Here is a 16,098-nt window from a genome sequence, read left to right on the forward strand (position 1 = left end):
ATGAAGATAAGGGGCATTTGGGCTTCTTTCCATACCCTGGCCAGTAGGCAGAAATGTGAATCGTGTTGCGGGAGTACATAGAAAACACGGTGGGCGTACTTTGACCACCGATGTTGCACTTGTAGTCTGGACTACATAGAAAACACGGTGGTTGTCATTTGACCACCGATGTTACCCTTGTGCTCTGGAGTACAATCATCCGCCTGTAATGGAAAGCAACAACAAACTGTGCAATCAGGAAAATGCTAAGTTCATCCTATATTGGTCCTGATCTCAACACGAACATTCACTCGTCTGTGTTGTCTTTTCTTAAGATGAACTTCCGATTCGTTCGTTTATCTTGTTGCTTTTTTGATTGGCGTAATTCTCGCTGCTCTTTTCGTTGTTTCGCGTCTGTTCGTGTTCTTTCAAAGCGCAGAGACTTTATTAATGAAAACACCATCAAAAGCAAAATGATCGAGAACGGAAACGCTGCAATGATCATGACGTTTTGCACAGCTTGTAATCCACCGCTGTATAGTAATGCCATGGCGGTAACGGACAGTACAAGTCCCCATACAAATTTGATACGGTTTGGCGGATTATTTGAGCCATTTGTAGAATGCATGCCTAAAACGAAGGTGGCAGAGTCTGCTGAAGTAATGAAAAAAACGGCGATAAGAATGATGGATACGATGGAAGTGAGTGTACTGACCGGCATCGTACTCAGCATACCGAAGAGCATTTCTTCATCTGTTAAGACACTCAAGTTGATAACATCATTAAATTCGAGTGACATAGCAGTGCCGCCGACGAAGGAGAACCAAATAAAACCAACAATTGAAGGCACGATTAAAACGGCAATGGTGAACTCCCGGAGTGTTCTTCCTCGTGAAACACGGGCAATAAAAGTGCCTACATACGGGGACCACGCAATCCACCATGCCCAATAGAAGATCGTCCAGTCATTGATCCATTCTCTCGCCTCTGGACTACCGGGTGCGATACGGAAGCTAAGTTCGGGCAACGATTGTATATAGGTCCCGAGTGTATTCGTGAATAGATTTAATGAATACATCGTGGCGCCAAATGTTGCAATAAAGATGAGCAAGAGAAGGGCAAGAATCATATTAAAGTTACTTAATAAACGAATTCCTTTATTAAGCCCAGTCATTGCCGATGTTAGAAAGAGTACGGTCACAATAATAATGATGATGGCCTGGATCCAAAATGTGATCGGCACATCCGTTAAATAGGAAAGACCGCCATTCATTTGTACAGCTCCAAATCCTAAACTCGTAACAATCCCTGTTACCGTCGCGACGAGAGCAAACGTATCAATGACTTTACCAGTAATTCCACTTATGTTCATAAGAGGGGATAGTGTACCACTGATTAATCCGGGTTTTCCTTTACGAAAGTTAAAATAGGCAAGGCACACAGCGATAATGGCATAAATGCCCCAAGCATGGATACCGTAATGGAAAAATACGAAGCGCATCGACTCTTGTGCAGCTTCAATGGTACCTTCTTCGACGGTCGGGGAGTTAATCGCAAAATGTGACATCGGCTCTGCCGCTCCGAAGAAAACAAGCCCAATCCCCATCCCTGCGCTAAACAACATCGCAAACCAAGATAAGTATCCGTACTCAGGTTTTTCATCATCTTTTCCAAGTTTGATCTTTCCATATGGACTAACGATAATAAATAAGCATATTAAAGCAAAAAACGTGACAGCGATTAAGTAGTACCAACCAAAAGAATTTGAAATAAATGCTTGTACAGTTGAAGTCATTTGTTCTAATTGGTTAGGTATAGCCACTGCCGATAAAATCACGATAAGTAAGATGCCAACCGCCCAATAGAACACAGGCTGTATGCGGCCATAGGCTGTTTTCATGTGTCGTTTCTCCTTTACAACGTAGCTACCCCCAGTTTGTACATTTTTCATCGGGTTCATGTATAGGGGCAGTTTACGGGTAAGCATAGCGGCGTTCTGTAGATTAACGGCAAAATCCGGACCTATACGTATAGGTCCGGATTTCTGTTCCAATTCACCTAGCGATCAGTTACATGGTTAAGTGTCGGAAGGTGGTGGGACGTGCGACGAATCAGAGGAGCACGACTCATTCGAACGAGCATATACCAAAGGACAAGTTCCAGCAGTTCAACAGACAGGATCACTTGAATGGTCATAACGTAAACCCCTTCCTAAAGGTTAGCTAAAATGAATTTGTACTTGTTACGTTTATTATTTCCACTTTACGAATTTTTATTATAGTTTAAGAAGTTGACATGAAATACTAAAGGTTGTCCAAATTTTTGTCGGGAGAACAGTGCCGAAATTTGATATATGATGCTGGATTAACTAGGAGAGATGAGGAACTTGGGCGAAGCGCTTGTCATGGCTCAACAAAAGGGTTTGTCCTTTTTAACAGCATAAAAAAAGGATGTCTCATTTGAGAACATCCCTCAGGCTGTTGAAATGTTTAGATGTTGTTTCTATATAAATCTTGAGGTTTATATAAATAAACAGGGTTGAAGTTCTTCATAGTTCGCCCAGTGTGAGGTGAACTGCGGTGATCTAAAGCGATCTATATAAGTTGAACTAAAGATTTTCTTCAAGAACCAATGGTAAGCTTGGTAAAGTGAAGACTGTGCTCGAGTTGCGACCGAACGGTTCTCAAGTTGGGGAAAATCGCAGGAAAAGCGATGTATTCTCATAAATTAGGTAACAGATCACCAGGTCATGTGTACATCCCCGCCCTGAAGTACCTACAAGACGTCGGCGCGAGCCGCGCCGAACCAAGTGCGGTTTCGTTTCGGCCCCCGCTGGGGCCGACGTGTCGTTGGCACTTCAGCATGGAATCTACGCAGGAGTTTGGTGAAAAGTGCAAAATGGCACCCAGCACCGCGCTACCCGTTCCACCCAACAGTGCAAATCAATAAAATGCTAAGTTCATTCTATAAAGATCGTCAAGTATTTGTGGGAATCGACCTTTTAACCGTGATCTATATAAGTTGAACTAAAGAATTTCTTCACAAACGAATGGTATACCAACCGTTAAAGCCTAAAGTTCATCGACTTTGAGATCGATCATCATCGGTTTCAATAGACGTAGAAAAGATGAGTATCTACTGCTATTGGCCTCCAAAGTGTACGGATCGAGTTGAATGCCAATATTGAGCAACCCCAGTTCAGCGACGTCGTCTATTCAGTACCGTTGCTTGGAACGAAAGGCGGTGACGCCTGTAGAAGTTGGGCCGAGACGAGACCCCGCAGGTCGTTAGACCGAGGAGGCTCGGCCGGTCCTCCGCGGTCAAGTAGACACAGCGAACACAAGCGGCAGCGCCGGGTGAGGTGATGTCGCACTTATACTCCGGAGTACAAGCATCCGCCTGCAGTGGAAAGCAACAACAGACTACGCAACGAGGAAAATGTTTAGTTCATTCTATATAGACCACCAATCTCCTAAAAGTTACCAATATTGAGCATTCATTAGCACCGCAGGTGTTCAAAGCAGTGAAAAATGATCTAGATCACCATGAATATGATCTAGATCCCCTATATATGAGAAAAACAGTCCTTTTACCGTGATCTAGACCATTTTGGACGTGATCTAGATCGCGGATCTCCTAATCATTCCCAAATTTAATGCAGCTAGAGGTTTATGTGAGCAAAAACCACCTCAACTTCGGGAGAGAGTAAAATCAAGCTTCTTCGTACACTTGGATGTCGGAAGGACTCGCTAGCATCGCTCGCTCAGCTCGATGTGGAAGCGAACATGACGGGTTGTGTAATTTTATACTGTGACTTCAAAAAATAGTCTCGTCTTTATGCTCTATTTCTTCTTCACTATAAAGAAATAGAACGATATTTAATGGACACTCATATGCTTTTGCTATTGTTGATCCTTAATACAAAGGTATTTCTAAATCCATTTTGTCTCGAGTAAAACAAGAATAGTCTCTTTCCTATTTCCTCTTTAAAGGTCGTGTCCGATCTGATAAGCGTCATCTAAGAATGTGTTGTAATAGTTCTTAATCTCTTTTTGGTCAATGCCTTCTGCGAATGTGTTTAAGAACAAGTGGGTCTCCGTATCTTGAATGCCAAAGTAGTTGCTGATGCCTCTGTTTAATTGGATGTTAATCGCGGATGTGAATTCTTGCTCTTTATAGAAGTTTCGATCGACGCCTCCTAGACCAATAAATCGTACCTTATCAACAATGCCGTCTTTTCCTTGGCCATATGCCACCCCATAATTAATCACGCGATCGACATACCCCTTCATAATCGCGGGCATCCCGTACCACCAGATTGGAAAAATGAAGACGAGGGCATCACTTTCTTCTATATGTTTGACTTCTTTCATGACTGTCTCAGAGTACACATTGTTTTTGGATTCAAAATCTGGTTCATCTTTCTCGAACAGAACGGGGTTAAATTCCTCTCTATATAAATCAACCACGTCAACGATATGGCCCTTTTCTTTTGCGCCATTAATAAAACGCTCCGCAACTTTCATCGTCAATGCTTCTTTTCTTGGGTGAGCAACAATTAATCGAATTCTCATGAGAATAAAACCATCCTTTTTTAATTTGATGATTTAACCATAAACCCTACAGTGATTGTAGGGTCAACGGATTCACCTCGACCATTAGTTGCCAAATCGCATAACTCTTTGAAACGTGGGGGAGATGCTCATGAGAAAACTCATAAATGTCGCCTTGTACCTCAATTTCATTCTTGAGGATGTGTTCTCTTAATAAATCGTAATACGCAAAGCTTTTCGAATAATCATCTTCAATGGTTAACGTTAAGTATGTTCCTTTTCTTATAACGTGCTCATGGTAGCCTTCAATTGGCGAACATCCTTCAATGATAAAAAACGTTGCGTAGGACTCATTGTTCAAGAAATTATTTTTCTCTAAAATAAATCCTGTTCGTGTATTAATAAAATCAACATCAGAAGCAATCGGTAGAAACGCACGATAACATTCTGTTTCTTGATCTTCTGCAGAACGAATCTGCACAGGCTTTACACAAACTACTGTTTCCTCGCGCTGTTGAATGTCGAATTGGTTACGCTGTTGGTTAAGTTGATCTAAATCGCTTAATTTGTTTTGAATACTGTTCTTAAGTAAGAATAAATGCTTTACTTCATCATCAATTTTTTCAATGAGTTTGCTATAGTTCTCTTTCAATTCAGGTATGGTGCCTTCTTTAGAAAATAGATCACTTATCTCATTTACGCTGCCACCCATTCTTTTCAATAGGTTTAAGCTGTGTAATTTCCTTGTTTCTTCAATTGAATAATACCGGTAGCCATTTTCTTCATTTACGAAAGAAGGTTTGATTACACCTAATCTATCGTAATAACGCAATGTTTGTTTTGGGATATTAAACATAGATGCGATTTCCCCAATTTTGTATGTTCTTTCTGTTTCCATAAAAACACCCCTTTGAAAAACTTCTATCTCTTTTTATGGCGATATTTTAAATAACCGTACAGTGAAAATGCATATAACAGTACAGAATCGTAGTTATTATAATAGCAAATAAAGGGCTTATATCAGAAACTAAAATAAAAAGCCAAAATATGGGTATTATTGGTATTAGTAGTATATGAGCATTTACGAATTTTAATTTTTTTCTAGGGATGTAATCCTTTACGATGTTAGATACTATGATGTTTCCTAGCAACAAACTTAGAGTAGTTAAAGTTATTAAAAGTAATATATTTGCCATATAGACCTCCATGAATTATCGGCGTACTTTTATGACACTCTATATAATTCTGTAAAGAACTGTTTCGAAAGAAACCAGATATGAGAAGGAGACAAAGATGAAACATACACCTCATGGGGCGACTTCACGAACGGTCTCAATCGAACAGCAAAAGACGCTGCTCGTCAATTCGTAAGTGTCTAATTGACTACGTGAGGGAGCGATAACCTACAAGCTCCTCTGTTCGTACCTTCGTTCACAGTAGATGCACCAAAAAAGAAAACCAGCATTATTAATTTCAAATTGTCTCCTTAGAAAACACCCGTTTTTAACAAAGTACTAATGAACAAGCACGCAATCAACTGTTTTCAAAACAACTTCAGCGAAAGAGAATGGAGATGCGATCTTCTATACGACTCGAGCAGAATGCTGCCTGCTTCTTCTCCTTCTCGTCACTAGAACTGCTGAGAATAGCACGCTAATGATGCCAACGCCTTGCCAGACCGCCAATGTATCATTCAGAACGAGCACTCCGGTTATTACAGCAACGATTGGCTCAATGGTAGCGAGAATGGATGCTTTACTCGCTTCAAGATGTTTCAATCCGGTTGTATAAAAAACATATCCGGCAACGGTTGAAACGAGGGCGAGCAGTACGCTAGAAACGAGCACGTCTGGATATGTAAATAACCCCACTTTAGCGGTCACGTCACTTGCAATTAGCATAAACACACTTGTGTATAAGAACGTATACGTCGTGATGGTGAGTGGTGAGTAGCGGTCGGTAATCGGTTTTGTAAAGATGCTATACAATGCGTAAAAGAATCCTGAAAGAATGCCCATGCCAACAACAGATAGTGGCAAGCTTGAGGAACCATAAGGGAGCAGCTCCACAACGAAGGCACAGCCAATGACAGCGAGACCAAGCGCAATCATCTTTGTTTTTGTGAGAGCCTCTTTGAAGAAAATTCTCGATAAGATGGTAACAAATAAAGGCCCAGTATAAAGCAGCGTGACAGCGAGTGAAATGCCAGATTGAGCGAACACTTCAAAGTAAAAGTAATTAAAAAAAGCGATGCTAATGATGCCTGCACCTGCAAACACAAGGTGATCACGAAACTTTGTAGCGAGGTGTTTTCGGAAAAATAATATCATTAATAAAAACATGAAAACAAATGTGAAGACGCCACGAATCGCCACGACTTCCCAAGGCGTGAATCCGCGATCATACAGGGGGGATACGAAAACGCCAATTAATCCCCAGGCGGATGCACCAAGAATGGTATATAAGTATGCTTTTCCTCTAGCCATACAGTTGTTTCCTACCCCTCTTTTTTCTTCCAACCATACCACGAAACATTAAGAAGATAAAAATTTTTCAAAGTAATTATAGGTTCTGAACCAAAAATTATATCATTTATAAAATAGTTATCTTTTTGTAAACGGTTTCTCGTAAAATATTGAAAATAACTATCTTTATTCAAAAGATTCTTGTCTGTAATGCAATTGTGCAAGTTGATACGATGTAGCAAATACGAAAAAGACAGCAGGAGGAGATTTGAATGGCTGAAGAAACGAAAGTGAAACAATATCAGGGCACTGAACTGCATACAAAAGGGTGGATTCAAGAAGCCGCACTACGCATGCTCAGTAACAATCTCCATCCAGATGTTGCTGAAAACCCTGACGATTTGGTCGTCTATGGTGGCATCGGAAAAGCAGCGCGTAACTGGGAAAGCTACGATGCGATTGTAGATAGTTTAAAGACATTAAATGATGATGAAACATTACTCGTTCAATCGGGTAAGCCAGTAGTCGTATTCAAAACACATAAGGACGCGCCAAAAGTGTTGATTGCCAACTCCAACCTCGTACCTGCTTGGGCGAATTGGGATCATTTTCATGAGCTTGATCAAAAAGGACTCATGATGTATGGACAAATGACAGCAGGGAGCTGGATTTATATTGGTTCTCAAGGCATTGTCCAAGGAACGTACGAGACGTTTGGTGAGTTAGCGAAGCAACATTACGATGGCAGCCTCGCGGGTACAATTACCGTCACCGCTGGTCTTGGTGGGATGGGTGGTGCACAACCGCTTGCGGTAACACTTAATGGGGGCGTATGTATTGCCATTGAAGTGGATCAACATCGCATTCAGCGCCGGTTAGATACAAAGTATTTGGACGTTTCCACCGAGTCAGTTGATGAGGCATTACGTATGGCTGAAGAAGCGAAAGGAAAGAAAGAAGCATTGTCGATTGGATTGTTAGGGAATGCTGCAGAAATCCTACCTGAATTCATTGAGCGAGGATTCACACCAGAAGTCCTTACAGACCAAACATCTTCTCACGATCCGCTAAACGGATATGTACCTACAGGTCTAAATCTAGACGAGGCGGATGAACTACGCGCTCGCTCACCAAAAAGTTATACAGAGCAATCAAGAAAAAGCATTGCTGAGCACGTAAAAGCGATGCTCACTCTTCAGCAAAAAGGATCGATTACGTTTGATTATGGCAACAACATTCGACAAGTGGCGAAAGATGAAGGAGTCGAAAATGCGTTTGACTTCCCAGGATTTGTACCCGCATATATTCGCCCACAGTTTTGCGAAGGAAAAGGACCTTTCCGCTGGGTCGCCTTGTCAGGAGATCCGGAAGACATTTATAAAACTGACGAAGTGATTCTTCGTGAATTTAGTGACAACGAGCACTTGTGTAATTGGATTCGCATGGCGAGAGAGAAGATTTCTTTCCAAGGACTACCATCTAGAATTTGCTGGTTAGGGTATGGTGAAAGAGCGAAATTTGGGAAGATCATTAACCAAATGGTCGCAGACGGTGAATTAAGCGCACCGGTTGTTATTGGACGCGATCACTTAGACTCAGGTTCGGTTGCTTCACCAAACCGTGAGACAGAAGCGATGAAAGACGGAAGTGATGCAGTCGCTGACTGGCCAATCCTCAATGCGATGATTAATAGTGTCGGTGGCGCTAGTTGGGTGAGTGTGCACCACGGTGGTGGTGTAGGTATGGGGTATTCCCTCCATGCAGGCATGGTTATCGTTGCTGATGGAACGAAAGATGCAGAAGCTCGGCTTGAGCGTGTGCTTACAACAGATCCGGGAATGGGAATTGTACGACACGTAGATGCTGGCTATGATGAGGCTATTGACGCTGCGAAGAGACATAAGATGAACATTCCGATGTTAGATCAATAGAAAGGAAGATTGTACATGTCAAAAATCGTTTATATTTCAAATGCTGCGCAAGTGGTGACAATGAAAGGCCATAGTGAACAACCTGCTAAAAAAGAGAGAATGTCAGAAGTAGGCATGATTGAACACGGCAGTGTGCTTATTGAAGATGGTGTCATTTTGGCGGTAGGAACGGATCAAGACATTCGCGCAGAATACAGTGAAAAGCTTGAGAATGCAGAGGTGATCGATGCCACTGGAAAGACGGTTACCCCTGGACTTGTTGACCCGCATACACATCTCGTTCATGCAGGTACACGCGAAAACGAATACGCGATGAGGCTTGAAGGCAGAAGTTATATGGACATTATGAACGCAGGTGGCGGAATTCATGCGACGACACGGGCGACGCAAAAAGCGACTTCAGAAGAATTATACGAGCAGTCGCACCGTCGCCTGAACAAATTTTTGCTACACGGTGTGACGACAATTGAAGCGAAAAGTGGGTACGGATTAACACTTGAACATGAGCTTAAGCAATTGCGTGTCGCTAAAGAGCTTGAAGGGGATCATCCGATCGATATTGTGTCTACGTTCATGGGGGCACATGCTGTGCCGATGGATGAAAAAGAAAATCCAGAAGCATTTGTGGACCGTGTCATTGATGAAATGATGCCAGTGGTCGCTGAAGAGAAACTTGCGCAATTTAATGATGTGTTTTGTGAGCGTGGTGTATTCACGCCTGATCAGTCAAGACGAATTCTAGAAGCAGGGAAAAAGCACGGCCTTATTCCGAAAATCCATGCAGATGAAATTGAGCCATATGAAGGCGCAGAACTTGCTGCTGAAGTGGGTGCCATTTCCGCTGATCATTTACTCAAAGCGAGCGACCGTGGAGTTGAACAAATGGCTGAAGCGGGTGTAGTGGGTGTGTTACTACCAGGAACAGCCTTCTTCTTAATGGCAGAGTTCGCCGATGGCCGTAAGATGATTGACAAAGGTTTACCCGTAGCACTTTCGACAGATCAAAATCCAGGCTCCTCACCGACGATTTCTTTGCCATTTATTATGAATCTCGGCTGCTTAAAAATGGGGATGACACCTGAAGAAGTGTTGACGGCAACGACGATCAATGCGGCACATGCCATTGGTATGGAGGAGAAAGTAGGAAGCCTTGAAGTTGGGAAGAAAGGCGACGTTACGATCTTTGATGTGCCGAACTATTTGACCTTATCCTATCAATACGGCATGAATCATGTCGATACGGTCGTTAAAGAAGGCAAGACTCTCGTCCGTGGTGGTTCATTAGCATGAGTGGCTATCCGTACCCGCAGCTCGACCGACCACAAAGAGTTTGGACAAAGAAAGCAGAGGCGAACGAAGACGTAAAAGTTAACGAGTGGATTCGACCTGTCGAACAATCGACAGATTTGAATGATGTTGACGTAACAATTCTCGGAGTTCCTCTGTCAAAGTCATCCATTAGCACTTCGGCAGCGAGCGAGAACCCAGAAGCGATGCGCGCCGCTTGGAAATCGTTCCAAACGTACAACTTGGACGAAGACGTCGATCTTGCATCCCTTCAAGCCGTTGACTTAGGGGACGTCAAGCAGCATGTGACGGATATTCATCAAACGCACGAGAACATTACACAAGCGATGGAAGCGATGAGAGTACACCATCCACATACATTGCCTGTGTCCTTAGGTGGTGACCACTCCATTACAGCGATGCTCGTAAAAGGGTGGAAAAATGCTCATCCTGATGAGCGAATCGGGATTTTGCAATTGGATACCCATTTTGACTTGCGAGACCCGAATGAGCTCGGCCCTGCAAATGGGACGCCCATCCGGTTTTTAATTGAGAACGGGGTCATTGAAGGCAAGCACGTGCATAACATTGGTCTCCATGGTTTCTTTAACGCCAAGGACTTAAAAATATACGCAGATCAACATGGCATTAACTATATAACGATGAAAAATACGAGAAAAGCCGGCATTGGATCGGTCATTCAAGAAGCATTGGAAACACTAAGTAAGCAGGTAGATACCATCTATTTAACGGTCGACATGGACGTGCTTGATATCGTTCATGGACCCGCAGCTCCCGCCGCCACACCAGGTGGCATGTATACAGAAGAATTATTCGAAGCTGTTCAACTGGCAGGTGAACATCAACGAGTGAAGGCGATGGACATTGTTTGTCTTGATCCTCGAAAAGATGTTGGGGAACAAACCGTTAAAGCGGCCGTTCACACCATGCTCAGTTTTCTTACCGGATATAGCAAAAGAAAAGAGGCGTAGTTGCCTCTTTTATTTACACCGGTTGTTGTGTTGAATACAGGGGGATGAAAGATGAAACAAACATCGAGAACCGTTGAAACTGCGAATAACCGTCTTTCTTACGTGAAGTTATGGAGCACAATGATTATCGGTTTTCTTTTCTTTTTGCTTCCAATAAAAGTAGACGGAGCTTGGACCATTCCATTTGATGTCTTTGTGTCTGGCATACAAGACCACTTTCCGCAAATGGTCGCCTTTTACGTATTGCTCATCATTTTGTTGAGCGCTGTACTTAGTACAATCGCTTTTATTCAAGAGCGCTCGAATACTGAATGGAGTCGTGATTTTTCGTATTTTCGGACGAGCATACCGTTTTTAATCTTTCGTTTGCTCGGCGCTGTTTTTGCGATTATGATCGTCTTTAATATCGGTCCAGAAGCGGTGCTTTTGCCAAATACTGGACAGCTCATGTATCACAATCTTGTGTCATCTGTAGCAGTCATTGTTCCTTTAGGTGCTTTCTTTGTCACGCTTTTCGTTGCTTTTGGCGGATTGGAATTTATCGGAACATTATCAAAACCGATTATGCGACCCCTTTTCAAAGTGCCAGGGCGTGCGTCGTTAGACATTGTCGCATCCATTGTAGCAAGCTACTCAGTCGGCATTTATGTGACGAACAAAATGTATAACCAGAGCCGATACTCCGCTAAAGAATCTATCATAATCGTGACGTGTTTTTCGTCTGTAAGCATTGGATTTTTTGCTGTTGTCGCTTCAACATTGGATTTGTTGCATCTGTTTCCCCTTATCTTTTTAAGTGTCACATTTGTCATGATTGTGCTGGCTGCGATTCTCGTTCGGATTCCACCTCTTTCTAGGAAACCAGATACGTTTGTGGGTGAACCGGTGGAAGAAGAACAACCTGAAGGAAACTTATTCAAGGCAGCACTACGGATCGGTGCAGCCCGGGCAAAAGAATCTAATCAGTTATTTAAAGAACTGTTTAGTGGGTTGCTAGATGGTGGAAAATTAACGATTCTAATCTTACCTACGATTCTATCTATCGGGTTGTCTGCCATTTTAATTGCAGAATATACACCTGTTTTTCAATGGATTGGAAAGCCGATGGAACCACTCATCATGTTGTTAGGCATACCGGATGCGCATCTCGTAGCACCGGCATCACTCGTTGGAATTGCAGAGATGTTCTTGCCTGCGTTGTTTGTCGTTGAGGCCGCAGTTGAAGCGAAGTTCTTTATCGCTGTTCTTTCCTTATCTCAAGTATTGTTTTTCTCAGCGGTCATTCCGCTTTTAATGGAAGTGGATGTACCGGTCACACTAAAAGATATGCTCATTCTGTTTGTGCTCCGTACACTCATAGCGATGCCGATTATCGCCTTGATTACTCATATCGTATTCTAATTGACTTTTCACAAGGAAAAAAATACAATGAAAACAATTACACCAGTCAATAGTTGATAGTTCGTGTGTAATGTTCAATGTTAGTGAGTGATTGTGATGCCTTTAAAAACAAACGGAAGAATCGGACAATCCGCGCTTTTGCTACTATTAGAAGAGGATTGTGCACATATTGAAGAACAATTGCAGCTTTCCAACTGGCAGTTTTGCAAAGGGAAAGTTGGATCAATGGATACACATAAAGTTGTTGCCGCTATTGAAACGGCAGCAAAGAATGAGAAGATCATTAACAAAGACCTTTACCGAGAAGGGCATGCGCTTTATCACGCGATTATTGAAGCGATGCAAGGGGTTACAAGAGGGCAAGTCCAGCTAGGGTCGATGTTACGTACGGTTGGTCTTAGCTTTTCCATCGTGAGAGGTCGACCGTATGACGAACCCGAAGAAGGGGAATGGATTGCCGTATCTCTTTATGGGACAATTGGAGCCCCGGTAAAAGGCGCCGAGCATGAGACGATTGGGCTTGGCATTAACCACATATAAACGGCCCACAGCCAATAGACACTAGGGGGCTATATGAAACCGTACATCGTACGGTTTTGTATAGTCCCTTTTTTATATTGAAAAAAGGAGCGGTCTAATGATTACATTAAATGGACATTCACTTACGATCGTACAAATGAAAAAGATCTTGTTTGATAAAGAACGTATTCAGATTGATGACTTGAGCTTGGAGAAAGTAAAAACATCTCGTGAAGCAGTAGAACGAATTGTTGAGGATGGCGATGTCGTGTACGGCATTAACACGGGATTTGGTAAGTTAAGCGATGTGCCCGTACCGAAAGAAGACGTCGTGGCACTGCAGCGCAACTTAATTCATTCTCATGCTTGCGGTGTCGGAGAGCCTTTTCCAGAACCTGTCGGGCGTGCGATGCTCATTCTTAGACTCAATGCGCTTCTTAAAGGCGTTTCTGGGGTTCGCCCTGTCATTGTTCATACGTTAAAAGATATGATTAACGCAAACCTTTCACCGGTCGTTCCACAACAAGGGTCTCTCGGCGCAAGTGGAGATCTTGCTCCCCTCGCTCATTTAGCACTCGCGCTTATGGGAGAAGGAGACGTGTTTGTAAAGGGAGAAGTCCGCCCTGCCCTGGAAGTGTTAGACGAATACAACATTCAGCCGGTCACACTACGAGCAAAAGAGGGTCTCGCGCTCATAAACGGGACGCAAGCGATGACAGCAATGGGGGTCATTGGATACCTTGAAGCTGAGAACTTGGCTCAGTATGCGGACCTTGTGAGTGCGTTGACGATCGAAGGACTTCAAGGCATTATTGACGCTTTTGATGAGGACGTACACATCGCAAGGGGATATGAGGAGCAAGTTGATGTTGCAGCGAGAATTCGTGACTACCTTGAAGGAAGCCGATTGACGACACGCCAGGGTCAATTGCGAGTGCAAGATGCATACTCCATTCGTTGTATTCCGCAAGTGCACGGAGCATCTTGGCAAACGTTGAAGTATGTAAAAGAGAAGCTAGAAATCGAAATGAATGCAGCGACCGACAATCCACTAATCTTTGACGGTGGTGAAAAAATCATAAGCGGAGGGAATTTTCACGGTCAACCCATTGCATTTGCTATGGACTTCCTAAAGATTGCCGTCGCAGAACTCGCAAACATTTCAGAACGAAGAATTGAGCGGTTAGTGAATCCACAGCTCAATGATTTACCAGCATTTTTAAGCCCGCAACCTGGAATTCAGTCTGGGGCGATGATTCTTCAGTATACGGCTGCTTCCCTCGTTTCTGAAAATAAGACACTGGCTCATCCAGCAAGCGTGGATTCAATTCCATCGTCAGCGAACCAAGAAGATCATGTGAGCATGGGGACCATTGGTTCTAGGCATGCGTATCAAATTATCCAAAATGCGAGAAAAGTATTAGCGATCGAGGCCATCTGTGGCATGCAAGCTGCGGAATACAGAGGCAGTGAGAACCTCGCGAAGAAGACGAAACAGTTCTATACCGAAGCAAGAAAAGTGGTTCCGTCAATTGAGCAAGACAGAATCTTTTCAAAAGATATCGAACAGCTAGACCATTGGCTGAAAACGAGAATGTGCGAGGAAGTTACGCCCGTCGTTTCCTAAACTGTGAACGTTCGCTCTTTTTTCGGGGTGAAAGGGGTGGGGCGTTTCCGGTCGTAAGGTTGTCCACAGATAAAGGTGGGAAATCTTACCATAGAACGTTTTATGGTAGGATTTTGCTTAAATAATGAGGTGTATGAGTGAAAATCAAAGCATAGAAACTAGAAATCACACCATATCAAAGTCTATGGTGCGATTTTAACCTCATACGCAAGCAAATCCGCAAAAATCTGTCCATAGAGCGTACCCAAATAATTCCGCTCTGCTCGTTCAGGATAAGGGGAAAAATAATTTCTCTTTCTTAAGTAGTGACAGTTTAATAATTTCATCATAAAACGGAGGAAGCTTAACCGCTCCTCCCCGGTCTAGTAGGCACAACGAACACAAAAGAGTTGATGTCGCGCTTCTACTCTGAAATTGAATCGCCACATCAACCAGCAACACTGTTTTCGAGGTTAACCTAAAGTTCAACATATTTAAACTGCCACATTCCAGGACGGTCCAAATCTTTACGTGCAAAAACCGAACAATTCTTCATCCCTCTCAACACCCCTAGAGAAGAGGGCGGGAGTTCTAAGCACTAATTGGATGAATTGGAACTGTTTGCAGCCGTTGACGCAGCAGTCACGGCAATAACGACACTCGCTTCAATGGCCATAATTGTTTCGTATACTGCTTTAGAAACAGGTAAATCTTTGTTCACTTGTTTCAGATGTTTACGAACCGATCGTTCTTCTTTACTATCGGGATAGACGATGCCAAGAAGCTTGCTTGCATCAATAAGTGATAACAACACGATGAGCCGTTCTTCTTCACGATTGAACGGCGTTTTTTCTTGCGCTTTTTGCAAGACGGTGTTGAACGTTTCACGCAGTCCAGTTATGTTGTTTTCTTCACGTAAATGATACGTATAGTGAGGGAAAATCCAGAGGAATTTATGTTCTTTCACGTCTAAATACGATTGTTCCTCGAGGTGATAAGCCATCACATTTGGCAAATTCTTATGAGCTGTCGTTAGTTTGTACACCCAATCTTTCGCTGAACGTTTACGCTTATCGTTTTCAATAATTTGCAACGTTTTTTGAAGAACAGGATCTTCGTGTTCAGGATGAATAACGACAACTTTATCCTTTTGCAATTCTACATTTGCAGACAACATCAGCTCGGCGATCAACGCCCCACTCAATCCGTATGGAAGTGCAGAACTACTGCGAACATACACCCGATCTTTTTCTGGATCAATCGCTGTAAGCATTAACATATCGGCTAAAGTTAACATTCCGATTCACTCCTTTAAATTATATACGTTGCGAGTTGTTGGAAGGATTCAGAAAATACTTTAAGAGT

12 protein-coding genes are annotated in these 16,098 nt (G+C 42.9%); 6 read left to right on the forward strand and 6 right to left on the reverse strand.

The annotated features are described in order from the left end of the window. Window positions 1-286: 286 nt before the first annotated feature. The 5 genes from ACE1TF_RS09890 to ACE1TF_RS09910 form a co-directional block, all read right to left on the reverse strand. Window positions 287-1,879, reverse strand: coding sequence for a BCCT family transporter (locus tag ACE1TF_RS09890; protein ID WP_375016353.1), 1,593 nt, complete (start codon window positions 1,877-1,879; stop codon window positions 287-289). A 158-nt stretch (window positions 1,880-2,037) separates the two neighbouring features. After that, window positions 2,038-2,175, reverse strand: coding sequence for a hypothetical protein (locus tag ACE1TF_RS09895; RefSeq protein ID WP_193744782.1), 138 nt, complete (start codon window positions 2,173-2,175; stop codon window positions 2,038-2,040). A gap of 1,790 nt (window positions 2,176-3,965) precedes the next feature. Continuing rightward, the gene (locus tag ACE1TF_RS09900; protein WP_375016355.1) at window positions 3,966-4,553 is read right to left on the reverse strand and encodes an NAD(P)H oxidoreductase; all 588 of its coding nucleotides are present in this window, start codon (window positions 4,551-4,553) and stop codon (window positions 3,966-3,968) included. 46 nt (window positions 4,554-4,599) lie between these two features. Beyond that, window positions 4,600-5,430 carry a MerR family transcriptional regulator gene (locus ACE1TF_RS09905; RefSeq protein ID WP_375016357.1) on the reverse strand — a complete coding sequence of 277 codons (831 nt, stop codon included), beginning with the start codon at window positions 5,428-5,430 and terminating at the stop codon, window positions 4,600-4,602. A 685-nt stretch (window positions 5,431-6,115) separates the two neighbouring features. After that, window positions 6,116-7,018, reverse strand: coding sequence for a DMT family transporter (locus tag ACE1TF_RS09910; protein ID WP_375016360.1), 903 nt, complete (start codon window positions 7,016-7,018; stop codon window positions 6,116-6,118). 251 nt (window positions 7,019-7,269) lie between these two features. Between ACE1TF_RS09910 and hutU the strand changes: the two genes are divergently transcribed. The 6 genes from hutU (at window position 7,270) to hutH (ending at window position 14,754) form a co-directional block, all read left to right on the forward strand. After that, window positions 7,270-8,928: a urocanate hydratase gene (gene hutU / locus ACE1TF_RS09915; RefSeq protein ID WP_375016362.1), complete on the forward strand. Its 1,659-nt coding sequence runs from the start codon at window positions 7,270-7,272 to the stop codon at window positions 8,926-8,928. Window positions 8,929-8,943: 15 nt separating this feature from the next. Beyond that, entirely contained in the window at window positions 8,944-10,218 is a 1,275-nt protein-coding gene (gene hutI / locus ACE1TF_RS09920; protein ID WP_375016364.1) for an imidazolonepropionase, read from the forward strand. After that, complete coding sequence (locus tag ACE1TF_RS09925; protein WP_375016366.1) at window positions 10,215-11,207, forward strand: agmatinase family protein; 993 nt, start codon at window positions 10,215-10,217, stop codon at window positions 11,205-11,207. The genes hutI and ACE1TF_RS09925 overlap by 4 nt, the downstream gene beginning before the upstream one ends. Before the next feature lie 51 nt (window positions 11,208-11,258). Then, window positions 11,259-12,608 carry a YjiH family protein gene (locus tag ACE1TF_RS09930; RefSeq protein ID WP_375016368.1) on the forward strand — a complete coding sequence of 450 codons (1,350 nt, stop codon included), beginning with the start codon at window positions 11,259-11,261 and terminating at the stop codon, window positions 12,606-12,608. Window positions 12,609-12,704: 96 nt separating this feature from the next. Continuing rightward, entirely contained in the window at window positions 12,705-13,148 is a 444-nt protein-coding gene (hutP, locus tag ACE1TF_RS09935) for a histidine utilization transcription antiterminator HutP (protein ID WP_375016370.1), read from the forward strand. Window positions 13,149-13,245: 97 nt separating this feature from the next. Continuing rightward, a complete protein-coding gene (hutH, locus tag ACE1TF_RS09940; protein ID WP_375016372.1) occupies window positions 13,246-14,754 on the forward strand; it encodes a histidine ammonia-lyase in 1,509 nt (502 codons plus the stop codon). Window positions 14,755-15,331: 577 nt separating this feature from the next. Here the strand turns inward: hutH and ACE1TF_RS09945 are convergent. Further along, window positions 15,332-16,030, reverse strand: coding sequence for a GOLPH3/VPS74 family protein (locus tag ACE1TF_RS09945; RefSeq protein WP_375016374.1), 699 nt, complete (start codon window positions 16,028-16,030; stop codon window positions 15,332-15,334). Window positions 16,031-16,098 lie beyond the last annotated feature (68 nt).

This window comes from Geomicrobium sp. JSM 1781026 (assembly GCF_041949955.1).
In the GTDB taxonomy this organism is placed as follows: Bacteria; Bacillota; Bacilli; order Bacillales; family Marinococcaceae; genus Geomicrobium_A.

Coding starts and splice junctions, on each gene's coding strand:
- ACE1TF_RS09910 (WP_375016360.1), bottom strand. CDS start 7,018: ATGGCTAGAGGAAAAGCATACTTATATACCATTCTTGGTGCATCCGCC.
- ACE1TF_RS09905 (WP_375016357.1), bottom strand. CDS start 5,430: ATGGAAACAGAAAGAACATACAAAATTGGGGAAATCGCATCTATGTTT.
- hutU (WP_375016362.1), top strand. CDS start 7,270: ATGGCTGAAGAAACGAAAGTGAAACAATATCAGGGCACTGAACTGCAT.
- ACE1TF_RS09930 (WP_375016368.1), top strand. CDS start 11,259: ATGAAACAAACATCGAGAACCGTTGAAACTGCGAATAACCGTCTTTCT.
- ACE1TF_RS09890 (WP_375016353.1), bottom strand. CDS start 1,879: ATGAAAACAGCCTATGGCCGCATACAGCCTGTGTTCTATTGGGCGGTT.
- hutH (WP_375016372.1), top strand. CDS start 13,246: ATGATTACATTAAATGGACATTCACTTACGATCGTACAAATGAAAAAG.
- hutP (WP_375016370.1), top strand. CDS start 12,705: ATGCCTTTAAAAACAAACGGAAGAATCGGACAATCCGCGCTTTTGCTA.
- ACE1TF_RS09945 (WP_375016374.1), bottom strand. CDS start 16,030: ATGTTAACTTTAGCCGATATGTTAATGCTTACAGCGATTGATCCAGAA.
- ACE1TF_RS09925 (WP_375016366.1), top strand. CDS start 10,215: ATGAGTGGCTATCCGTACCCGCAGCTCGACCGACCACAAAGAGTTTGG.
- ACE1TF_RS09895 (WP_193744782.1), bottom strand. CDS start 2,175: ATGACCATTCAAGTGATCCTGTCTGTTGAACTGCTGGAACTTGTCCTT.
- hutI (WP_375016364.1), top strand. CDS start 8,944: ATGTCAAAAATCGTTTATATTTCAAATGCTGCGCAAGTGGTGACAATG.
- ACE1TF_RS09900 (WP_375016355.1), bottom strand. CDS start 4,553: ATGAGAATTCGATTAATTGTTGCTCACCCAAGAAAAGAAGCATTGACG.